21 protein-coding genes are annotated in these 22171 nt (G+C 33.7%); 13 read left to right on the forward strand and 8 right to left on the reverse strand.

Annotated features, from left to right (window positions below; translation table 11 throughout):
* Positions 1-6: 6 nt before the first annotated feature.
* The 4 genes from Q0787_RS10205 (at position 7) to Q0787_RS10220 (ending at position 6191) form a co-directional block, all read left to right on the forward strand.
* On the forward strand, positions 7-2445 hold the full coding sequence (locus tag Q0787_RS10205; RefSeq protein WP_298902484.1) for a T9SS type B sorting domain-containing protein: 2439 nt from the start codon (positions 7-9) through the stop codon (positions 2443-2445).
* Between the two features lie 137 nt (positions 2446-2582).
* A complete protein-coding gene (locus tag Q0787_RS10210) occupies positions 2583-3059 on the forward strand; it encodes a hypothetical protein (protein ID WP_298902486.1) in 477 nt (158 codons plus the stop codon).
* Positions 3053-3256, forward strand: a complete 204-nt coding sequence (locus Q0787_RS10215) for a helix-turn-helix transcriptional regulator (protein ID WP_366915888.1) — start codon at positions 3053-3055, stop codon at positions 3254-3256. Before Q0787_RS10210 ends, Q0787_RS10215 begins: the two co-directional genes overlap by 7 nt.
* A gap of 154 nt (positions 3257-3410) precedes the next feature.
* The gene (locus tag Q0787_RS10220) at positions 3411-6191 is read left to right on the forward strand and encodes an outer membrane beta-barrel protein (protein ID WP_298902489.1); all 2781 of its coding nucleotides are present in this window, start codon (positions 3411-3413) and stop codon (positions 6189-6191) included.
* Positions 6192-6361: 170 nt separating this feature from the next.
* Here Q0787_RS10220 and Q0787_RS10225 read toward each other — a convergent pair whose 3' ends face one another.
* The 5 genes from Q0787_RS10225 to Q0787_RS10245 are packed head-to-tail and all read right to left on the reverse strand — an operon-like array spanning position 6362 to position 9561.
* Positions 6362-7201, reverse strand: a complete 840-nt coding sequence (locus tag Q0787_RS10225; protein WP_298902490.1) for a YgcG family protein — start codon at positions 7199-7201, stop codon at positions 6362-6364.
* Positions 7201-7638: a TPM domain-containing protein gene (locus tag Q0787_RS10230; RefSeq protein ID WP_298902491.1), complete on the reverse strand. Its 438-nt coding sequence runs from the start codon at positions 7636-7638 to the stop codon at positions 7201-7203. Before Q0787_RS10230 ends, Q0787_RS10225 begins: the two co-directional genes overlap by 1 nt.
* A 5-nt stretch (positions 7639-7643) precedes the next feature.
* Positions 7644-8243, reverse strand: coding sequence for a LemA family protein (locus tag Q0787_RS10235; RefSeq protein WP_298902492.1), 600 nt, complete (start codon positions 8241-8243; stop codon positions 7644-7646).
* A gap of 12 nt (positions 8244-8255) precedes the next feature.
* Complete coding sequence (locus Q0787_RS10240) at positions 8256-8585, reverse strand: MerR family transcriptional regulator (RefSeq protein ID WP_298902494.1); 330 nt, start codon at positions 8583-8585, stop codon at positions 8256-8258.
* A 4-nt stretch (positions 8586-8589) separates the two neighbouring features.
* Positions 8590-9561: a M23 family metallopeptidase gene (locus Q0787_RS10245; protein ID WP_298902495.1), complete on the reverse strand. Its 972-nt coding sequence runs from the start codon at positions 9559-9561 to the stop codon at positions 8590-8592.
* 107 nt (positions 9562-9668) lie between these two features.
* On the opposite strand from Q0787_RS10245, the gene alaS reads away from it, so the two are divergent.
* Both alaS and Q0787_RS10255 read left to right on the forward strand, forming a co-directional pair.
* Positions 9669-12284: an alanine--tRNA ligase gene (gene alaS / locus Q0787_RS10250; RefSeq protein WP_298902496.1), complete on the forward strand. Its 2616-nt coding sequence runs from the start codon at positions 9669-9671 to the stop codon at positions 12282-12284.
* Positions 12285-12290: 6 nt separating this feature from the next.
* The gene (locus tag Q0787_RS10255; protein WP_298902497.1) at positions 12291-13241 is read left to right on the forward strand and encodes a GSCFA domain-containing protein; all 951 of its coding nucleotides are present in this window, start codon (positions 12291-12293) and stop codon (positions 13239-13241) included.
* 492 nt (positions 13242-13733) lie between these two features.
* On the opposite strand, the gene coaD is transcribed toward Q0787_RS10255, so the two are convergent.
* Genes coaD through Q0787_RS10270 form a run of 3 tightly spaced genes read right to left on the reverse strand, consistent with a single transcriptional unit; the run spans position 13734 to position 15851 of the window.
* A complete protein-coding gene (gene coaD / locus Q0787_RS10260) occupies positions 13734-14189 on the reverse strand; it encodes a pantetheine-phosphate adenylyltransferase (protein ID WP_298902499.1) in 456 nt (151 codons plus the stop codon).
* 41 nt (positions 14190-14230) lie between these two features.
* Positions 14231-14863, reverse strand: a complete 633-nt coding sequence (locus Q0787_RS10265) for a zinc-ribbon domain-containing protein (RefSeq protein WP_298902500.1) — start codon at positions 14861-14863, stop codon at positions 14231-14233.
* A gap of 10 nt (positions 14864-14873) precedes the next feature.
* The gene (locus tag Q0787_RS10270; RefSeq protein ID WP_298902502.1) at positions 14874-15851 is read right to left on the reverse strand and encodes a D-alanine--D-alanine ligase; all 978 of its coding nucleotides are present in this window, start codon (positions 15849-15851) and stop codon (positions 14874-14876) included.
* Between the two features lie 160 nt (positions 15852-16011).
* On the opposite strand from Q0787_RS10270, the gene Q0787_RS10275 reads away from it, so the two are divergent.
* The 7 genes from Q0787_RS10275 (at position 16012) to Q0787_RS10305 (ending at position 22169) form a co-directional block, all read left to right on the forward strand.
* Positions 16012-16575 carry a PASTA domain-containing protein gene (locus Q0787_RS10275; RefSeq protein ID WP_298902503.1) on the forward strand — a complete coding sequence of 188 codons (564 nt, stop codon included), beginning with the start codon at positions 16012-16014 and terminating at the stop codon, positions 16573-16575.
* 2 nt (positions 16576-16577) lie between these two features.
* Entirely contained in the window at positions 16578-17618 is a 1041-nt protein-coding gene (locus tag Q0787_RS10280; RefSeq protein ID WP_298902504.1) for an RluA family pseudouridine synthase, read from the forward strand.
* Between the two features lie 61 nt (positions 17619-17679).
* A complete protein-coding gene (locus tag Q0787_RS10285; protein ID WP_298902505.1) occupies positions 17680-17922 on the forward strand; it encodes a hypothetical protein in 243 nt (80 codons plus the stop codon).
* A 151-nt stretch (positions 17923-18073) separates the two neighbouring features.
* Complete coding sequence (locus Q0787_RS10290) at positions 18074-19252, forward strand: glycosyltransferase family 9 protein (protein WP_298902507.1); 1179 nt, start codon at positions 18074-18076, stop codon at positions 19250-19252.
* Positions 19245-20624, forward strand: coding sequence for a DUF5672 family protein (locus Q0787_RS10295; protein WP_298902508.1), 1380 nt, complete (start codon positions 19245-19247; stop codon positions 20622-20624). Before Q0787_RS10290 ends, Q0787_RS10295 begins: the two co-directional genes overlap by 8 nt.
* A gap of 133 nt (positions 20625-20757) precedes the next feature.
* The gene (gene yaaA, locus Q0787_RS10300) at positions 20758-21516 is read left to right on the forward strand and encodes a peroxide stress protein YaaA (protein ID WP_298902510.1); all 759 of its coding nucleotides are present in this window, start codon (positions 20758-20760) and stop codon (positions 21514-21516) included.
* A complete protein-coding gene (locus Q0787_RS10305) occupies positions 21516-22169 on the forward strand; it encodes a uracil-DNA glycosylase family protein (protein WP_298902512.1) in 654 nt (217 codons plus the stop codon). Before yaaA ends, Q0787_RS10305 begins: the two co-directional genes overlap by 1 nt.
* The last annotated feature ends 2 nt before the right edge of the window (positions 22170-22171 follow it).

Raw genomic sequence — 22171 nt, forward strand, 5'->3', positions numbered from 1 at the left:
AAAAGGATGAGAACCAAGGTGTTTTTTGTGTTGATACTTATATTCGGTTATTCTGAATATGGTTTTGCACAAAATGCCCCTCCAGTAATTACAGTAGAAGGAAACCAAGAGTTTTGCGGAAACGCTCCAATGAACATTGTGACGAGCGTAAGTATAACAGATGCTGATGCTGGTGATACTACTTTAGAAAATGTATTTATTCAAATTTCCGAAGGTTATACCATAAATCAAGATCTTCTAGTTTTAAATGGCATCTATCCAAATATTACATCAAGTTGGTTAGTTCAAGAAGGTAAACTAACCTTAGAAGGACCTGCAAGTTTTACCGAATTTATCGATGCGATAAGTAATGTCACATTTCAAACAACACAAACTAATTTCACTCAAGATAAATCGTTTTCGATTAACTTAGGAGATGCTAATTATTTACCGTCTACAGGACATTATTATTTGTATGTATCTAGCGATGGTATAACATGGACAGCAGCTCGTGATGCCGCCGAGAATTTAGACTATTTTGGATTACAAGGATATTTAGCGACCTTGACATCTGAAGAAGAATCGACGTTTGCAGGAGAGCAAAGTCCAGGAACAGGGTGGATTGGTGCTAGTGACGTTGGAGTTGAAAGTACATGGAGATGGGAAACTGGTCCCGAAGCTGGTACCGTTTTTTGGATGGGCACAGCAAATGGCCAACCTGTTAATGGAGAATACTCATTTTGGAATAATGGTGAGCCAAATAATTTTGGAAATGAAGATTATGCGCATATAACAGATCCAAGTATTGGGAATATAGGATCATGGAATGACTTACCTAATGCTGGAGATCCAGCGGGACCTGGGAATCCCTATTATCCTAGAGGTTTTTTTGTTGAGTTTGGAGGAATGCCAGGAGATCCTGTCGTGAATTTATCGGCCAGTTCTATTATTATAACACCAAAAATGACTTTTGATGATACCATTGTAGTATGCAATGAAGGAGAGGTTAGCGTGAATATTAATGCCAATACAGATACTGTTCTTTGGTATGAAACACCATCCTCAACAACGTTATTAAATGATGGGTTTACTTTTAGTGAATTCATAACAACTACTACAACGTATTGGGTACTACCTGTATTTGATGGTTGTGTAGGAGGGCCAAGAACGCCAATTACGGTTACAGTACCAGATGTGCCAGATGCAAATAATATTTCAATTACGCAGTGTGATGATAGTACTCAAGATGGTATTACATCGTTTAATATTGACAATGCTTTTGAGTTAATTACTGGCGGGATCATTAACAACAGGATTATAAATTATTTTGAAGATGTTAACTTGAATAACGCGATTAACGGCAGTGATTATACAAATAGTTCCAATCCACAAATTATATATGCGCAAGTTATAGATATTCTAAATGGCTGTGCCAATATCGCAGAGGTAACTCTAGAAGTGATTGTGTCGTCAAATGGTAGTTCTGCACTTATAGAAACTTGTGATGATTTGGTAGAAGATGGTTTTGTGTTTTTTGATTTGTCTGAAGCAAATAATCAAGTATTATCTGGTGCGCCACAAAACGCAACGGTTAGTTATTATGAAACTTATGATGATGCATCTTTAGAACTTAATGGCTTACCTAACGCATATTTCAATACCATTCAAAATGAGCAAACAATATATGCCAGAATCAATAATGAAGGAGCGTGTTATGGGATTTCAGAAGTACTATTAAGAGTGAAACCACTTCCTAATGTTAATACGATTGAAGAAGTGTATTACTGCTTAAACGACTTTCCAGAAACGATAACATTAAGTGGTGGTATTATAGATGGCATTCCAAATAACTATTACTATAATTGGTCTACAGGAGAAACAACAATGGCTATTGAAATCAACGAAATTGGCTCATACTCGGTAGTAGTGACTGAGCCTGATGGTTGTGCAAATGAAAGAACCATAAATGTCATAGCGTCTAACGTGGCAACTATTGATAACGTTGAGGTTGAAGACGTATCTGCAAATAATTCGATAACCATATTGGTCTCTGGTGAAGGAGAGTACGACTATTCTATTACGAGCGTTAACGGTCCATATCAAAGTTCAAATACGTTTACAGATGTGGTTCCAGGTATTTATACGGTTTATGTTAGAGATATAAAAAACAATTGTGGTGTTGCAACAGAGAATGTTTCTGTAATTGGTTATGCTAAATTTTTTACACCAAATAATGATGGTTACAACGATACCTGGAAACTCAAGGGAATTTCAGAACAGTTTCAGCCTAATAGTAAGGTTTTTATTTTTGATCGCTTCGGAAAATTGCTTTACACATTAAATTCACCAATAGATGCATGGGATGGTACTTTTAAGGGGAATCCACTACCTGCTAGCGACTACTGGTTTTCTGCAACCTTAGAAGATGGCAGAACGTTTAAAAACCACTTCACGTTAAAGCGATAATTTTAACTTTGTGTAAAATACTGATTTTTAACATGTTACAATTTAAATAGCAATTATTTTTGATAAAAAGTAAAGTAAAGTTTACATTTTGTAAATTTTTGTTTACTTTTGAAATCTAATATTTAAATTAAATTATTATGAAATCTAATTATTTACTTTCAAATAAATATAAAATTCCGGGATGGGGATTATTAGTTTCAGGACTAGTTTTGGGCGTATATTTAATAGTATCAGGAATGGAATCTGATATTCTAGAAACAAAAGTTTTAGCAATTTTAGGCGGAGGAAATGGTCTTTTTAGTAGTTCTAATACTGGTGCTGTTGGTGATTACTTTAGAATTATTGAAAACAGTGTTTTTGATGAAATTGTTGCATTAATGATCATTATTGGTGGCTTATTTGTTGGCTTCTCAAAGGAAAAAGTAGAAGATGAATTTATTTATAAACTAAGAAAAGACTCTTTGGTATGGGCAATTATTCTAAACTATATTGTATTAATTTTTGCTATCATTTTTGTTTACAATTTTTCATTTTTCAATATACTGGTCTATAATATGTTTACACCTTTGTTGTTTTTTATAATTAGATTTAATTTTTTAAAGCATAGATCATGAAGAACAATATAAAAATAGAACGGGCTCGACATGATATGACTCAAGGAGACTTGGCCGAAAAAATAGGCGTGAGTAGACAATCAATTAATGCTATTGAAAAAGGGAAATATGTGCCTTCAGCTTTATTGGCAATTAAAATAGCCAAACTATTCAAACTACCCGTAGAAGAATTGTTCTTTCTAGAGGAAGGAGAATAAACTAAATTTTATAATAATATTAAGAAAATTCATACGAAAACAATATTATTTTCGTTTTGAAATTGATAAAAAAAATCATTTAACTATTTTTTTAGTTTTATAACTGTTTTTATAGTTATACTTGTAACGTATAAACCATCAATCAATCAACCACATGAAGAAATTCCTTTTTTTCATAGCGCTTTTAACTGTTTCATTAGCGTTTTCACAATCAAAATCTTTTAAGATTTCTGGAAACATTGTTGCTAACGACAATAAATCGCCTTTAGAATCAGCCACAATTTATCTCGAACGCGTCAAGGATAGCAGTCTGGTAACCTATACAATTTCAGATAAGAGCGGAAACTTTGTCTTAGAAAATGAAACTTATGATGATAAGCTCAATCTCTTTATAGACTATGTAGGTTATCAAACTTATTTTAAGCAAATTTCCATAGATAAAGAAGAGATCGATTTAAAAACGATTGCATTAAAAATTAGCAATGCTTTGGATGAAGTGGTTATCAAATCTAGAGCACCAATTACCATAAAAAAAGATACGCTCGAGTTTAATGTTAAATCGTTCAAAACCAAAAAGGATGCTAATGTTGAAGATCTACTTAAAAAACTACCTGGTGTTGAGGTTGACGAAAATGGAAAGATTACAGTAAATGGAAAAGATGTCAGTAAAATTTTGGTTAATGGAAAGCCGTTTTTTGGAGATGACCCAACCATTACCACGCGTAATTTAACTAAAGATATTATAGAAAAAGTTCAAATTACCGATACCAAAACAAAGTCTGAGGCCTTTTCAGGTGAAGAGGGAGATAAAGAAAATAAAACCATAAACCTTACAATAAAAGAAGAGAATAATAAAGGTGTTTTTGGACGACTAGCCGCTGGAGCAGGAACGGATGAACGTTATGAATTGGCAGGAATGGTTAATCTATTTGATAATGATCGACGCGTAAGTATATTGGCGGGCGGAAACAACACCAATTCTCCTGGATTTAGTTTTGGCGAAATTCAAAAAATGTTTGGTAATGCTAATAGTATGAGCATTAGTAGTAATGGATCTTTTGCTATAAATGGACGTTCTTTTGGTGGCGGACAAGGGATAACGACTTCACAAAATGTTGGTGCAAATTATGCCGATGTATTAAGTGAAAAAGTAGAAGTTACAGCCGATTATTTTTATTCAGGAAGTGATTCTGAAAACGAAACGTTAACGCAACGCGAAAACATTCTGCCAGATTCGAGATTCTTCTCAGATTCACGGTCGAGATCTATTAACGATGGTCAGAATCATAGCGCTAATTTAGGGTTTGATATCGAAGTAGATTCCACGTTTTTAATTACGGTTAATCCATCTTTCCGATGGTCTACATCTAAGACCTCTTTTTCTCAAGATGAAGAAACCCGTGACGAAAATAACGACTTAACAAACCAATCCACAACGGGTTCTTTTGTAGATGGCAATGCCCAAAGTTTTGGTGCCGAATTTGACCTTACCAAACGTTTTGGAAATGATGGAGCCTTTTTGAAATTTGAGTTTGATAATGATATTAATAAAAATGAATCTGATGATTTTCTAACTTCTGAGACTAATTTTTTTAATACCACAGATGATGATATTATAAGAGATCAGTTTACCGATTCTGAAACGGAAAATAGAACATTACGATTGTCGTCTACCTATAGGTTACCCATAAAAGCCAAGGAGTTGTTTTTAGATTTCAAATATACCTTTAGAGACGAGAAACGAACAAACTTAAGAAGTACCTTTGATCGCGATATGACGACTAATTTGTACGACGATTTTAATCTAGATTTGAGTTCAGATTTCGAATATTTTAATCAAGAAAATACGCCATCGGTGAAGTTAACGCTTAGAAAAGAAAAATGGTCTACAAGTATCACTTCCAGTTATGTGTTTAGAACTTTAGAGAATAGAGATTTTCTAAGACCTGAATTAAGTCTTAAACGAAACTTTCAAGCTGTAGAATTACGAGGAAATTTTAATTATAGGTTTAGCCCTAAGTCGTCAATGTATACAGGGTATTCACTTAATAATTCACCGCCAAGTTTGTCTCAACTGCAACCATTTCAGAATGTGTCTAATCCCTTAAATACAATTACAGGAAACCCAAACTTAGAGCCTACAAATAGACACCGTTTGTATATGGGATATAATGCTTTCGATTTTCAGAAGAAAACAGGAGTATATAGCTATGCTAGTGTGAATTTTAGTAGAAATCAAGTCGTATCAAGAACTATTGTTGATCCAGAAACCCTAAAACGAACAACAACTTATGCCAATGTTAATGGTAATTATAATGTCTTCGGAAATGTTAATTACAGTAAAACTTTCAAGGCTGATTCTTTAAAAACGATCAAATATGATATTGGACTATCAGCTAGTTTTAACCGAAATATTAATTTCAATAATGAGGTACAATATGAAAGTAACGTTAGCTCGTTAACACCAAGCATTGGATTGCGCTTTAATTGGAAAGAAGTCCTAGAATTTAGACCAAGATATCGCATGTCTTTCACCAAAAACACTTACGATATTGAAACCTTTGAGGACGTAGATTTTCTTAGACATGATGTTGATTTAAATTTCACAACCTATTTGCCAAAACAGTTTGAATGGACCAATACTGTGGATTTTGCCTATAATCCTAATGTGGCTCCAGGATTTCAAAAAAGCGCTTGGTTTTGGAACTCCACTTTAGCCTATTCTTTCATGAAAGACAAGGCAGTAATGACCTTAAAGGTTTACGATTTACTCAATCAAAACACAAATGCTAGACGACGTGCCACTCAAAATTATATTGAAGATAGACAGAGTACAGTATTACAACAGTACTTTATGCTTAGTTTTAGTTGGAAATTTAATAGTTTAGGTTCAAAAGGAGAGGTGAGTAAAAACAGTTTTTTCATTTTAGACTAACGCCAGGCACTCATAATCGAATCTAATCCAGAAGAGAGAGATGCCTAGGTAATAGTTGCCTTCTTTAAATTTGGCGATCATGACCTTATCAATAATGTCTTAACAGATTTGGTTCTACAAGAGATACCAATTACAAAGAGAAGTAAAAGAACAACTTTTTTCATCGTTTATTACCAACTACCTGAAGCGCCACCTCCACCAAAGCCGCCACCACCGAAGCCACCTCCAAAGCCACTGCCCCCAAAACTTCCTCCAGAAGAGCCGCTTCCAAAGCCACCACCAAAAATGCCCCCACTAGAACTACCACGTCCACCATAGCTACCGCGCCCCATATTGCTTAGTATAATGGCATCTAAAATACTGGTGCCATTAGTGCGTTGACCTCCACCATTTCCTCCATTTCTTCTGTTCTTGGAAATGGCAATAATAAATATGATGAAAATGACTAGTAAGAAAATGAGAATCTCGAATGGAAATCGAGAAGCATTATTTTCGCGGACACCCTCAAATTCACCATATAATATTTGGAATATGACATCTGTACCTTTATCTAGACCGCTATAAAAATCTCCTTTCTTAAACTCTGGGATAATTACCCTATTTATAATACGCTCCGCATCAATATCACTCAGTCGGTATTCAATTCCATAACCTGTATTAATATCAATTTCTCGATCATCTTTGACTAGCAAAATGAGTATTCCGTTATCTTCGTCGGCTTGTCCGATTCCCCATTTTTGACCCCATTCAGCTCCAACTAAAGTGATATCGTCACCGTTAAGTGTACTTATTATAGCTACCACAATTTGAGTTGATGTCGTATCAGAATACCGAATTAGTTTTTGCTCAAGGTTATTTTTTTGTGAGGACGTTAAAAGATGTATGTTATCATAAACACTGGTTTGTTCTTTAGGAACGGGAGGTATTTTATATTGGGCAAATGCTGTATGAGAAAAGCTGCCTATAATACAAATTAAAATAAGAAAGCCAGTATGTTTTAGTTTCAGCATTATCCTTTAGAGATTTCGTTAGGCAATTCATTAGTATCACCATGAATCCATGGGAAATGTTCTTCTAACTGCTGGCCTGCTTTTAGCACGCCTTCAATAAGGCCCTGTTTAAATCGATTGGCTTTAAAATGGGATTGCATCACATCTTTTGTGCTATCCCAAAAACTTTGGGATACGACATCGTTGATACCTTTATCGCCATAAATTACAAAAACTCTTGTATCTACGGCAACATAGATTAACACGCCATTTTGAAGTTTGGTGTTGTCCATTTTTAAGAAGTGAAAAACTTCCATTGCCCGCTCGGTAGGATCAAGTTTTGTGCTATGTTCTATATGAATACGAATCTCTCCAGATGTAGAGCTTTCGGCTTTTCGTATTGCACTAATAATTTCTTCTTCTTCAAACGCCGTTAAGAAATCTTCGATGTTAGACATGGTTATTATTCTCTAATACTATCATTAACATCAGGTGCAACTTCGATACCATCATCACCATCAAATCGTGATTTTTTTTCAAAACCAAATACAGATGCATATAGGTTATTAGGAAATTTTCTGACTAAACTGTTATAAGGTGTAATCGCTTCATTGAAACGATCACGCTCTACTTTAATACGTTTTTCGACCCTATCATAAGAATTCATTACTTCCTTGTAATTCTCGTGGGCTTTTAAATCTGGATAACGTTCAAATACTGCTAAAAGTCTTGATAGCGCCGACGTCATAGAACCCTGAACTTTCTTAAATTGTTCCAGTTGCTCTGGAGTAATATTTGAAGGATCAATTTGGATACTAGTCGCTTTAGATCTTGCATCTGTTACACTTTTAAATGTCTCTTGCTCGTATTCAGCATAACGTTCAGCAATCTTCATTAAATTGGGAATTAAATCGCTTCTCAATTGATAAGCACTTTCAACTTTAGACCACTGTTCCCCAATATTTTCTTCTTGCACAATTACTTTATTATAGAAGCCCTTACCCGTAGAATATAATCCAATTGCAATTATCGCTATAATAATCCATGGTAACCATTTTTTCATAATGATAGTGTTTTAAAGTTGTGATTTTATTTTTAAAAGTTGTGCCTTAACACTTTCTAGTTTTTCTATAATCTCAAAAGTACTTAGAGACTGTTTTTTGCCTTCTTTAAGATGTGTTTTAGCACCTTCAAGCGTAAATCCACGTTCCTTTACCAAATGGTAAATGAATTTTAAATTTTTAATGTCTTCGGGTGTAAACTTACGATTGCCTTTAGCGTTTTTCTTAGGTTTTAGAACATCAAATTCCTTTTCCCAAAAACGAATCAATGATGTGTTAACATTAAATGCTTTAGCGACTTCGCCAATGCCATAGTAACGTTTTTCCGGAAGATCAATGTGCATAGTCCTAGTCTAAAGATTGGTTTTCTAATGATGCTTTTTCTAATAGTCGTGCGTATTCTTCGGCAGTTAAATTGCCGTAATAGAAATTTATTGGGTTAATACGATCACCATCTTTAAAAACTTCGTAATGTAAATGTGGTGCCTCAGAACGCCCTGTACTTCCTACATAACCTATTAAGTCTCCACGCTTCACTTTTTGATTCGCTTTAACGTTATAACGGTATAAATGAGCATATAGGGATACATAGCCGTAACCATGATCAATTCTAATATGTTTACCGTAACCAGATGAGTTAGCATCTGCACGTTTCACTACACCATCGCCTGTGGCGTACACTGGTGTACCTCTTGGTGCCGTAAAATCCATACCATAGTGAAATTTACGCACCTTGGTAAATGGATCAGTTCTATAACCATAACCCGATGCCATATGTTTTAAATCCTCATTCCTTACAGGTTGGATTGCAGGAATAGCCGACAAAAATTTCTCTTTGTCTTCAGCAAGAATTTTAATCTCATCTAAAGAACGCGATTGAACATCTATGGCCTTTTGTAAAAGCTCTAAACGTTTATTACTTTCAATAATCAACTTAGAATTATCAAACCCTTCATATTTTTTATAACGATAAATACCACCAAAACCAGCTCTACGCTGCTCCATCGGAATAGGATTAGCTTCAAAATATAATCTGTAAATATTATTATCGCGCTCTTCAACACTCTCCAAAGCGGCAAAGGCATTGTCTATATTTTTGTTTAATACGTCGTACTGTAGCTGTAAATTAGCAAGCTCATGTTTTAAAGCACGTTCTCTTGGAGATTCGATATATTGACTTGCAATAAAGAGAATTAAAAACGCAAAAAGAGCAGAAGCCAATAAAAACAGCATTCCAAACTTAATGGTCTTACCTTTCTTACGCTCAATTTTGCGGTAAGACAGGGTTTCAGAATCGTAATAATATTTTACTTTAGACATATCTTAAAAAATTCTATTTTTGCAAGAATAATAGAACGTAACACAAATATATAAATTGTTTCTTATTTAAAGGAATTAAATAAGAACAAGGTACTTAACAACTGATTATGAAGTCTCAAGACGTCCGACATACTTTTCTGAATTTTTTTGAAGAAAAAAAACATAGCATTGTGCCATCTGCGCCAATGATTTTAAAAGATGATCCAACCTTAATGTTTGTCAATTCTGGGATGGCACCTTTTAAAGAATTTTTCCTCGGAAATGCACAACCTAAAAACAATCGTCTAACCGATTCGCAAAAATGTCTACGTGTTTCAGGTAAACAAAACGATTTGGAAGAAGTTGGACATGATACTTATCATCATACGCTTTTTGAAATGCTCGGAAACTGGAGTTTCGGGGACTATTTCAAAAAAGAGGCGATCGCTTGGGCCTGGGAATTATTGACTGAAGTCTATAAAATAGATAAAAATAGCCTGTATGTAACCGTTTTTGAAGGGAGCGATGATGCTGATAATTTAAAAATGGATCAAGAGGCCTATGATCTATGGAAGAAGATAATTCCTGAAGATCGTATCCTCATGGGAAATAAGAAAGATAACTTTTGGGAAATGGGAGATCAAGGACCTTGTGGACCTTGTAGTGAAATTCATGTCGACATACGTTCTGAAGAAGAGAAATCAAAAGTTGATGGGAAATCTTTGGTAAATATGGATCACCCTCAAGTGGTTGAAATATGGAACCTCGTATTCATGCAATACAATCGTAAAGCCGATAGCTCTTTGGAGATTCTTCCAGATAAACATATCGATACAGGGATGGGGTTTGAACGTTTATGTATGGTGTTGCAAGGTGTTCAATCCAATTATGACACAGATGTGTTTACGCCCATCATTCGAGAAATCGAAACCATTACAGATAAAGATTATGGAAAAGATGAAAAGACCGACATCGCTATACGTGTGATTTCAGATCATGTTCGTGCTGTTGCTTTTTCTATTGCTGATGGCCAACTACCTAGTAATACGGGAGCAGGTTACGTGATTCGTAGAATTTTACGTCGTGCCGTACGTTACGGATTTACATTTCTCGATAAAAAAGAACCTTTTATATATCGATTAGTTGATGTTCTTGTTAAAAAAATGGGCAAGGCTTTTCCAGAATTAAAAGAACAAAGACAACTTGTAGAGAATGTCATTAAGGAAGAAGAAACCTCTTTTTTAAGAACGCTAGAGCAAGGTTTAATTCTCCTAGATCGCATTATTGAGAATGCAAAAACTAAAGAAATTTCTGGAGCTAAAGTGTTTGAACTTAAAGACACTTACGGGTTTCCTGAAGATTTAACGAACCTTATACTTCGTGAAAAAGGATTTACATACCATGTTGAAGATTTTAAAAAGAAACTCAAGGAACAACAAGAACGCGGAAAACAAGCATCTGAGTTAAAATCGGATGACTGGACCATACTTGTAGAAGACGAAGATCAAGAGTTTATTGGTTATGATACTTTAGATGCCCAAGTGAAAATCACTAAATACCGAAAAGTATCATCTAAGAAAGATGGCGAACTCTATCAATTGGTGTTTAATATGACGCCTTTCTATGCTGAAGGAGGAGGTCAAGTAGGAGATAAGGGATATCTAGAAGATATGCATGGTGATGTGGTATATATTATTGATACTAAGAAGGAGAATAACGTTTCCATTCATTTTGCTAAGAGCTTACCTAAGCATCTTAATGAAACATTTAAAGCTGTCGTTGATGGGAAGCAGCGCTATAGAACCGAATGTAATCATACAGCAACGCACTTATTGCATCAAGCATTGCGCGAAGTCTTGGGGCCTCATGTGGAACAAAAAGGATCGGCTGTCCATTCTAAATATTTGCGTTTTGACTTCTCACATTTTTCTAAACTTACTGTAGATGAATTACGCGAAGTAGAAAACTTTGTAAATAGACGTATCGAAGGGAAGTTACCTTTGCAAGAACAACGTAATATTCCAATGCAACAAGCGATTGACGAAGGTGCAATGGCACTTTTTGGCGAAAAATATGGTGACACAGTTCGTGCTGTTCGTTTCGGGCAATCTATAGAACTTTGTGGAGGAACACATGTAAAAAACACTGGTGATATCTGGCATTTTAAAATTGTATCTGAAGGTGCTGTAGCGGCAGGTATTCGTCGTATTGAAGCTATAACGAGTGATGCTGTTAAAGATTTCTATTTCGATAATAATAGAGCATATTTTGAAATGAAAGATTTACTTAATAATGCTAAGGAACCAGTAAAGGCTTTACAAAGTCTTCAAGATGAAAATGTGAGTTTGAAAAAACAAATTGATACCTTATTAAAAGAAAAAGCAAAATCTATTAAAGGCGATCTGAAAAATGAACTAACCGATGTAAATGGTGTTCAATTTTTAGCTAAAAAATTGGATTTAGATGCAGCCGGAATAAAAGACGTATGTTTCGAATTGGGAAGTCAGTTTGATAATTTGTTTTTATTATTTGGTGCAGATAACAACGGCAAAGCTATTTTATCATGTTATATCTCTAAAGAATTAGTAGCGAGCAAAGATTTAAATGCAGGAACTATTGTGCGAGAATTAGGTAAATACATCCAAGGTGGAGGTGGTGGTCAACCGTTTTTTGCAACAGCTGGAGGTAAAAACCCAGAGGGCATCGATGAGGCTTTAAAGGCAGTCAAAGACTATTTAAACTAAGTTAATTTGAATTTTCAAACGAACATACCCATACAACCGCAACAGTTTAATCAAATTGATTATCATTCTAAAGTGCTGTTATTGGGATCATGTTTTTCGGAAAATATAGGTGATAAGTTTAGTTATTTCAAATTTCAGAAATTTCAAAACCCATTTGGTATTTTATTTCATCCTTTGGCAATAGAACGTTTAATTACTAATGCTATTAATGAAAAAATATATACTAAGGATGATATTGTTTTTCATAATGAGCAATGGCATTGTTTTGATGCGCATTCTAAATTAAGCAGTCCTTCCGAAATAGAATTGCTTCAAAATTTGAATACCCATCTCGAAGCAACGCGCCAGTTTTTGAGTGAAACAACCCATGTAATCATTACATTGGGAACGGCATGGGCATATCGATTTATTGAAACAGATAAATTTGTTGCAAATTGCCATAAGATACCACAGAAGAAATTCTTAAAAGAACTTTTGGAAGTAGATCAAATCGTTCAGTCATTGGAGGCTATTGTTAGCTTGATAAGAAGTATAAATGCTAAAGCGTCCGTTATTTTTACGGTATCACCAGTAAGACATACAAAAGATGGTTTTACTCAGAATACTTTAAGTAAAGCGCACTGTATAGCTGCTATTCATCAGGTTGCCGATCCTAGACATCATAATTATTACTTCCCATCGTATGAAATTATGATGGATGAGCTCCGAGATTACAGATTCTATAGCGATGACATGATTCACCCAAATGCGACTGCAGTTCAATATATTTGGAATCGTTTTCATGACACATGGATTTCCGAAGAGACACAAAAAACGATGAACGCTATAGATTCAATTCAAAAGGGGTTGGCGCATCGACCATTTAATCCGAAATCTGAAGCGCATCAAACATTTCTTCATCAGCTTACCCATCAACAATCAATTATCAATTCGAAGTTTCCTCATATCGAATTCTAATCCTGTTTTTTTATTTTTCTAAATAAGGACATCTTCTTATAAAATAGAAACTATTTATGCTGTCGAGACTAGGATAAAGCGGTATATCTAAATTGTCTTAATAATTAAGATAGTGTTACAGAAATTATGTTTAGGTGTGATTTTTGTAAGATTACGCTTAATCTTTTTTAATTGCTTCTTGTCGAAAAAATCATACAGAACCTCGAACTAAGTTATATATTCGTCATGCTATTAATCAATTTTTATAAAAAGCGTCAGTTAATTTTGTTGTCCCAAAAGGCCTTTCAAATCTGATGCTTTTTTTATGCATTCTATTGAGTATTATAGCACTTGTTTTTCTTTCCATTTGAAGTTACTCTTCTGAAATTATAATATTATGAAATAGCAGTTAATGTATTTAAAGAAATATCTAAGTGCATTGAAAAATGTTTTACAACAATTTCAAAGGTTATATTAAATTATAACTATACTAGAAAGCCAAACGAAACAACCTTATTTGACTCTAACACTTTTAGGAACCAACTTGGTGTAATCGCCATTGTTTCTTATAACATCTCTAACTATTGATGATGAAATATAAGACGTACTTGCAGCAGTTAACAAGAATACCGTTTCAATAGGAGCCAAGTCTCGATTGGTGTGGGCTATAGCTTTTTCAAATTCAAAATCTGCGGGATTACGCAAGCCTCTTAAAATAAATTCTACATTATTTTCTTTACAAAAGTCTACGGTAAGCCCTTTATAAGTCACCACTTTTACTTTAGGTTCATCTTTAAAGGCTTCTTCAATAAATTGTTGACGTTCGTCAAGTGAGAACATATACTTTTTGTCGGCATTAATGCCAATCGCAACAATAACTTCATCAAAAAGCCTAACACTACGTTTTATAATGTCGTAGTGACCAAGTGTAATCGGATCAAAAGATCCAGGAAAGATTGCTCGTTTCATAGGTTAAAGATACAATTCTGTTTTTATTTAAGACGCTTAAACTAGCTTCTGTTTACGACTTTAATATATTTTGTCTCGTAGTATTCTTTTAGTTTTTGAAGCGAAAAGCGATTAGTAAATGTTGAGTCATAAAACTTGGCCTTATCAATAAGTCTACTTTTGTAGACCTTTTTTACGGTCTTGGTGTTGTACATAACCGTTATACTATCATTAGAGACATCAATTACTTTCATAAGTGTATAATGAGACGAATAATCATTAATATGTTCCTTAGTTTTATCTACCTTAATAGTATATATGTCACCAATCTTTGGATGATCTATAAGATTTTGATCTTTAATCTCACGGTCTGCAAAAAGTACAGAAAGTAGATAAATTAGAATAGTCGATATGGCAATACCACTAAAATACCAAAGCGGATATTTTGTGCGTATTCTATTTTTAAAATGCTGTTGTATATCCTTAGGAAGGGTTTTTAATTGAAATTGCTCGGCACAGGTATCACATTCTAAGTGTTTTTTTTTACCTATTGGAAACATAGGAACCCAAAAGAGGTATAAGTATTTACCAAAGACTTCATATGACATGGAGGTTTTACTTTGACATTTTGGACAAGTGACATGTCTTAGTTCTCCTTCATCAAGTTTGTTTTTCTCAATCCCCCAAAGTATCATAATAGCTATGTTAGGAATTTAGTTCAGATTCAATGGCATTTTCAAATAATGCACTTAAACTAATTCCTGCTTCGGCCGCTTGTTGAGGTAAAATGCTTGCAGCTGTCAAACCAGGAATTGTATTGACTTCTAAAAGGTGTGGGTCACCATCTTTAAAAATATATTCACTGCGGCTGAACCCTTTTAATTTAAGTACTTCGTATACTTTTTTTGCAATTTGTCTTACTTTCTTTGCTGAAACATCATCTATTCGGGCAGGAGTGATTTCTTGAGACTCACCTAAGTATTTTGCCTTATAATCAAAAAAGTCATTATTAGAGACGATTTCAGTAATTGGTAAAACTTTTATTTCACCTTTATAGTTAATAACACCAACAGAAACTTCTGTACCATCCAAAAAGGATTCTATAATAACTTCATCATCTTCTTTAAAGGCAACTTCCAAAGCCTGCTGAATATCTTCTTTCTTATAGACTTTAGTAATTCCAAAACTACTTCCGGCTCTATTTGCTTTTACAAAACAAGGAAGTCCAACGGTCTTAACTATAGTATCTTCGTCAATGGTATCCCCAAAATTGACGTAATAAGAGTTTGCTGTTTTAATACCATATGGCTTCAAAGCACTTAAACAATCTCTTTTGTTAAAAGTTAGAGCCGCTTGGTACATGCCACAACTTGTATGAGGCATACCGAGTAACTCAAAATAACCTTGCATGAATCCATCTTCTCCAGGAGAACCATGAATGGCATTAAAAACACAGTCGAAATTGATTTTGACTTCATTTACCACAACCGAAAAGTCATTTTTATCGATCGGGAATTCTTCGTTTAGATCATTTACAAAAACCCATTTGTCTTTAAAAATATGAATGCGATACGCATTATATTTAGATTTGTCTAAGGTGTCGTAAACTACTTGTCCGCTTTTGAGAGAGATTTCATATTCACTTGAAAACCCACCCATTATGATGGCTATATTCTTTTTCATAAACCAATTGTACTCAAGAGATAGTCTTTTTATTTATGTTCAATCGTATATCTTATTTAACAATAATACGCTTCAAATCGAGTTAAGCTAAAATAGCATATTAAACCCATAAAAAAAACGCTTTCGTTTTTATATATTTGTCGCACAGTAAATTTTTTACATGAGTCTTATAAAGTTTCTTAAGAGTAAAACATTTTTTAAACAATTAGGATTAGCAATTGTTGCGTTAGTGATTATTTTGTTTTTGACTATGCAATGGCTAAAAAGCACTACAAATCATGGTGAATTTATTAAAGTTCCTGATTTAAAAGGTAAGACACTCCAAACAGTGGAAATAGAATTAAATGATAATGATTTGGTGATGGAAATTCAAGATTCAGCGAACTATAATCCTAAATACCCAAAATATTCGGTTATAGAACAATACCCTAAAGCTGGAGCTCAAGTAAAAGAAGATAGAAAAATATATCTTACTTTAAATCCATCGGGATATCGTAAAGTTCCTGTTCCTAATATTGTACGTCGTACATTTCGTCAAGCAAAACCTACATTGGAAACCCTAGGTTTTAATGTTGGACAAGTGACCTATGTTGATGATATAGGTAAAGATGAAGTGATTTCAATAAAGTACAAAGGAGAAACAATTGAAGCGGGAAAATTACTTCCGCTAACTTCTAAAATTGACGTCGTTTTAGGAAACGGAAAACGCGGCGGATCTAACTAATAATGACCACAGAAAATACATCCATTGAACAGAATGACGATGAGTTATTCGAGCATCACGCTTTTATAGTAGATAAGGGCCAAACTCCGCTGCGCATTGATAAATATTTGATGAATCGTATAGAGAATGCTACTCGAAATAAAATACAAGCTGCGGCTAAAGATGGAAGTATTTATGTAAATGATATGCCTGTAAAACAAAATTATAAGGTTAAGCCATTTGATAAGATTAGAGTACTTTTTGAGCATCCTCCTTATGAGTATTTACTAACACCAGAGAATATACCTTTAGATATAGTTTATGAAGATGATGAACTACTTGTTCTTAATAAACCTGCAGGAATGGTTGTGCACCCAGGCCATGGTAACTATTCAGGAACTTTAATTAATGCCTTGGTTTATCATTTCGAAAACTTACCTAATAACTCTAGTGAGCGACCAGGTTTAGTACATCGTATAGATAAAGATACCAGTGGCTTACTTGTTGTGGCAAAGACCGAGCAAGCAATGACCCATTTATCTAAGCAGTTTTTTGATAAAACAAGCGAACGCGAATATGTAGCTATAGTATGGGGAAATATGTCAGAAGATGAAGGCTCTATAGAAGGGCATATTGGTCGTCATCCTAAAAACAGATTGCAGAATACAGTTTTCGAAGGAGACGATATAGATAAAGGAAAACCCGCAGTTACGCATTATAAAGTTATCGAACGTTTAGGTTATGTGACATTAGTGTCTTGTAAATTAGAAACGGGACGCACGCATCAAATTCGCGTACACATGAAACACATTGGACATACCCTTTTCAATGATGAACGTTATGGAGGCGAGCGTATCTTAAAAGGGACAACTTTTTCTAAATACAAACAATTTGTAGATAATTGTTTTAAAGTGTTACCAAGACAAGCATTGCATGCTAAAACTTTAGGTTTTGAACATCCCAGAACGGGTGAACATATGAGTTTTGATTCTCCAATTCCTGATGATATGCAGCAGTGCATTGATAAATGGAGACATTATGCAAGACATCAAGATACAAATTGAAAATTTAGTTTTATAATTCAAAAAAAATACTATTTTTGTGTAAGAAATTTAGTTCAAACAGATGAAAAGAAGAGACTTTATAAAGAAATCGGGACAAACATTAGTAATAACTTCAGTAGCCAGTATTGTTGGGCTTTCGGCGGTTTCATGTTCGTCCGATTCTGATGACGATAATGGAATGTTTGATGATGGCTATTATGATGATGGCTATTATGACGATGGTTACTATGATGACGGTTATTACGATGATGGATATTATGACGATGGTTACTATGATGACGGTTATTACGATGGGGGGTATTAATCCATTCAAATGATCTTATAAAAAATAGAATTTAGATTCTAGATATGGTGTTTTTTGAGTTATACAATTTGGTATAATTTGGAAAACACTTTTAGTTAATAAACATATTTATTAATATTACTTCGCTTTTAACAAATCAAAAACTTTAAGAATGGGAGCTCTCAAAAGTGCTGCAAAAGAATCTATTTTAGTCTATAAAAGTTATGGAGGTATAGGAGATATCTTTTTTACGGTTCCATCATTATACATGCTAAAGCAAAAGTTTAATGAGGTAACTTATGCAACGCAACCAAGACTAGTTAATCTTTTTAAAACCCATTTGGAAGGGATTCTGGTTATAGACGAAACTACTGTAGATGAATCTCATTATGATACTATTATAGAATTAGGCAATTATCCTCGATTTAATAATGACCTAGAGAAGAAACCTCAAATAGTTTATCATACGCATAAAAAAGTAAAACAGCATTCCATTGAGCATTATAAGGATGGTATAGTTTCAGAATTTCCAGATATTGTTAAGACAAAAACAGCGTATCCATATTTTAAAAAAAGAAAAGCCTCCGAGATCTATTATACAGTGCACCCAGGAGCAGGTTTTATTTTAAAAGCTTGGCCAATTGACTATTATGCTAGTTTAATTGAGTTAATTTATGAGCACTATCCTCAATTAAAAGCGAAGATAATTATTGGTCCTAACGACCCAAATCCAGAACCTTATTTTAAAAGTAAAGCACTTAACTACGAATTAGTTACTGGAGATATAGATGAAGTTGGGCATGTCGTTTCTGGCGCTCAGTTTCACATAGGAAATGATGCTGGAATAACACATTTGGCAGGTGCATTTAATATCCCTATACTCACCATCTACGGACCTACAGGTCCTGGATCATGGGGAGCATTCTCTGAGAAAGTCGAGCTTATATGGGGAAAACGTGGGAATTGTAATTTGAGATGCAATTATGAAGTTATTATTAATTGTGAAGATAAGGTTTGTTTAAACAAAGTTTTACCTAAAAAAATGCTCTTTCAGTTATTAAAGCTACTCAATAAGATTTATAAATCTACCTCCCAATTGTATATTTTAAATCAAGATTTTAGGATTATAATAGAGGATGATAGTTATATATTTAAAAGTAATGACAAAGAGTTCTTACTTGAAATTAAAGATTTTGAAAGCCGAAAGTTTTTAGCCAATAATCTTTCTGATAAAGACATTGATATTGAATATATGCCAACACAGTTTCTCGAAACTTTTAAGGCTTTAGAGCAATTAGATGTGTTTTATCCTTATCCTAATATTAATCATAACACTTCGGCCAATGCTTAACTTAGATAATGTGACCTTACTTGGTGTTGATTGTATTGATATTAATAGATTGATACAAGCTGCAGATATATCACAAAAATTTGTAAGTTTCAAATCGGTAAAGTTACTTACACATCTAGAGTCTAGCGACAAAAGAATTGTTAGAATCCCACAAATCGATTCTATTGAAGGGTATAGTAAGTTTATGATTAAAGAACTCGAAAAGTATGTAGATACTGAGTTTGTACTAATTTTTCAATATGACGGATTTGTACTTAACCCTAATCGTTGGTCTGAAACCTTTTTAGAATATGACTATATCGGAGCTCCAGCTTTTTGGGGTATGGGAAATGGCGGATTTAGCCTTAGGTCTAAAAAATTACTCAGTATTCTTAGCGAAACTAATGATATTGAAGAATTCCACCCTGAAGATTTAAGAATATGTAAAACATATAGATCTTCTTTAGAATCTAAAGGCATTCAATTTGCACCAGAAGAAATAGCTCATAAATTTAGCGTAGAAAATAATGCATGGAATGGACAGTTTGGATTTCATAATGCAGATATTTCACTTTGGGATAGTAACAAGTTTATTAATACTAAGGCGCAGCAATTATTTATTGATAAAATTCAAAACCAAGGGCCTGATGCTAATGATCTAAAATTGAGTTACGTCGTACAGTTTTATCTTGAAGATAATAAATCAAACCCCTTAGAAGAACTAATAAGAGTCTACAGTAGCTATAGCCGAGATATTTTAAAAAAAATTCATTTCGTGTTTGTTGATGACCATTCTAACGTTCCAATTCATATCCCAGAGGATATCGTTTTAAATTATACGTTGCTAAGAGTTAAAACAGACATAAAATGGAATCAAGGAGGCGCCAGAAATCTTGGCGTGAAATACGCAAAATCTGAAAATATCATTGTTACAGATTTAGATATTCTGTTTCCAGAAAACTTATTGGGTAGATTAACAGATTATAAATTGCCTAATAATTCGATATTTAAATTTAATACTATTTCCAACTTGCAAACGGTAAGACCTCACGTGAATGTGTTTTTTATGACGAAATCTATTTATATGAAAACTAATGGCGTCGACGAAGAATTCTGTGGTAATTATGGTTATGAAGATATATTCTTTTATCATCAACAAAAAGCAATTGGAACAAAGTTTTATTTGTATAGTTATTCTAATATAGTTCATAAAGAACATAAAGATTCCGAAGCAACTCAACATAATAGTTTAATAAGAGATGCTGAGATTAACGAAAAACTCATTGCAGATAAATTAGAAATTATTGCAACATCCAAAAATCCATTAGATGCTAGAAGTGAGTTATATCTTAATTTTGAATGGGAAGTGGTTTCAGAAGAAGTACAGAAGTAATCATCATTAATTTTTATTATTATAGTATTTAATATTGCATTTGTAACTGTTCAAATGTATGAGTTTATGGTTGTATCTTTAACCTGAAAAAAACAAAGAAATATTGTAATTTAGTTAACGAAAAATATCGTTTATGAAACTCGTACTCTCTCCAGCAAAATCATTAGACTTCGAAAGCAAGTTACCTACTACAAAAACAACTGAAGGCTGTTTTTTAAATGAAGCCGTACGTCTAAACAAGTTATTAAAGAAGAAATCTGCAAAAAGTTTGTCTAAATTGATGAAAATATCTGATAATTTGGGTCAACAAAATTACCAACGTAATCAGGATTGGAGCTTACCTTTTACACAAGACAACGCAAGACAGGCCATTTATGCATTTAGCGGAGATGTTTATAGAGGACTAGATGCTTATACTATTGATTCAAAAAAAATAGACAAACTCCAAGATACAGTAAGGGTCATTTCAGGATTGTATGGTGTTTTAAAACCTTTAGATTTAATTCAGCCTTATCGATTGGAAATGGGAACAAAATTTCCCGTTGGAAAGAATAAAAACCTCTACGAGTTTTGGCGAAAGAAAGTAACTCAAGCCTTAAATGAAGAACTTGAAGAAGATGAATTATTTTTAAACCTTGCTAGCAACGAATACTTTAAGGCCATAGATACGAAAGCCTTAAAAGTGCCAGTAATTACTGCAAATTTTAAAGATTTTAAGAACGGAGAGTATAAAACAATAATGACCTTTGCCAAACTAGCACGAGGCTATATGACACGCTATATTATTGATTCTAATGCAAAAAGTATAGATGATGTAAAAGGGTTTAATTATGAAAATTATCGATTCTCAGATGAATTATCTAGTGCAACCGAACTTGTATTTACAAGATAATGTTTTTTCATAAGCATCCTTATACGCCATTTATTAAAAAAGAAACCACCAAACTCATTGTAGGCACGTTACCACCTCCAAGGTTTAGTACTGGAGAATTGCTTGAAAAAGATGTTGATTTTTGCTACGGAAGTTACTACAATTCACTCTGGTTATTTATAGACGAAATTCATAAATTGGGTTTGAGATATGATAATTCTCAAGAAGCAATCCAAGAACGCAAAGCGTTTTTAATTCAGCATAATATTGGCGTTTGTGATATCGTTGAAAGTGCAGAACGTGAGAAAATTGATGCCTCAGATTTGGGTATGAAAAATATCAAATTACGTGATGTCGTAAACTACTTAAAGCAATACCCTAAAATTGACACACTGCTGTTTACAGGTGGCAACAGTAAAAACGGACCAGAATATTTCTTTAGGAGACATCTCAAAAACTATAATAAGAAACTAGAATTAATATCTAATGAGGTTCCCAGAATCCATAAATTTAACCTAGATGGAAGAACTATAAAAACGGTATCATTAACCTCTGGCTCTGGTGCGGCAAATATCTCAATAAGTAGACTTCCGCTGTACAAACAACTTAAAGCTAAGAACCCTAAGTTTAATACCTTCGATTTTAGAGTACTTCAATATCGCGAGTTTTTTTAAAG

The organism is uncultured Psychroserpens sp. (genome assembly GCF_947492715.1).
Classification (GTDB): domain Bacteria; phylum Bacteroidota; class Bacteroidia; order Flavobacteriales; family Flavobacteriaceae; genus Psychroserpens.

Coding starts and splice junctions, on each gene's coding strand:
- Q0787_RS10290 (WP_298902507.1), top strand. CDS start 18,074: ATGGGAGCTCTCAAAAGTGCTGCAAAAGAATCTATTTTAGTCTATAAA.
- coaD (WP_298902499.1), bottom strand. CDS start 14,189: ATGAAACGAGCAATCTTTCCTGGATCTTTTGATCCGATTACACTTGGT.
- Q0787_RS10235 (WP_298902492.1), bottom strand. CDS start 8,243: ATGAAAAAATGGTTACCATGGATTATTATAGCGATAATTGCAATTGGA.
- yaaA (WP_298902510.1), top strand. CDS start 20,758: ATGAAACTCGTACTCTCTCCAGCAAAATCATTAGACTTCGAAAGCAAG.
- alaS (WP_298902496.1), top strand. CDS start 9,669: ATGAAGTCTCAAGACGTCCGACATACTTTTCTGAATTTTTTTGAAGAA.
- Q0787_RS10275 (WP_298902503.1), top strand. CDS start 16,012: ATGAGTCTTATAAAGTTTCTTAAGAGTAAAACATTTTTTAAACAATTA.
- Q0787_RS10220 (WP_298902489.1), top strand. CDS start 3,411: ATGAAGAAATTCCTTTTTTTCATAGCGCTTTTAACTGTTTCATTAGCG.
- Q0787_RS10205 (WP_298902484.1), top strand. CDS start 7: ATGAGAACCAAGGTGTTTTTTGTGTTGATACTTATATTCGGTTATTCT.
- Q0787_RS10295 (WP_298902508.1), top strand. CDS start 19,245: ATGCTTAACTTAGATAATGTGACCTTACTTGGTGTTGATTGTATTGAT.
- Q0787_RS10305 (WP_298902512.1), top strand. CDS start 21,516: ATGTTTTTTCATAAGCATCCTTATACGCCATTTATTAAAAAAGAAACC.
- Q0787_RS10280 (WP_298902504.1), top strand. CDS start 16,578: ATGACCACAGAAAATACATCCATTGAACAGAATGACGATGAGTTATTC.
- Q0787_RS10285 (WP_298902505.1), top strand. CDS start 17,680: ATGAAAAGAAGAGACTTTATAAAGAAATCGGGACAAACATTAGTAATA.
- Q0787_RS10270 (WP_298902502.1), bottom strand. CDS start 15,851: ATGAAAAAGAATATAGCCATCATAATGGGTGGGTTTTCAAGTGAATAT.
- Q0787_RS10240 (WP_298902494.1), bottom strand. CDS start 8,585: ATGCACATTGATCTTCCGGAAAAACGTTACTATGGCATTGGCGAAGTC.
- Q0787_RS10210 (WP_298902486.1), top strand. CDS start 2,583: ATGAAATCTAATTATTTACTTTCAAATAAATATAAAATTCCGGGATGG.
- Q0787_RS10225 (WP_298902490.1), bottom strand. CDS start 7,201: ATGCTGAAACTAAAACATACTGGCTTTCTTATTTTAATTTGTATTATA.
- Q0787_RS10245 (WP_298902495.1), bottom strand. CDS start 9,561: ATGTCTAAAGTAAAATATTATTACGATTCTGAAACCCTGTCTTACCGC.
- Q0787_RS10265 (WP_298902500.1), bottom strand. CDS start 14,863: ATGATACTTTGGGGGATTGAGAAAAACAAACTTGATGAAGGAGAACTA.
- Q0787_RS10230 (WP_298902491.1), bottom strand. CDS start 7,638: ATGTCTAACATCGAAGATTTCTTAACGGCGTTTGAAGAAGAAGAAATT.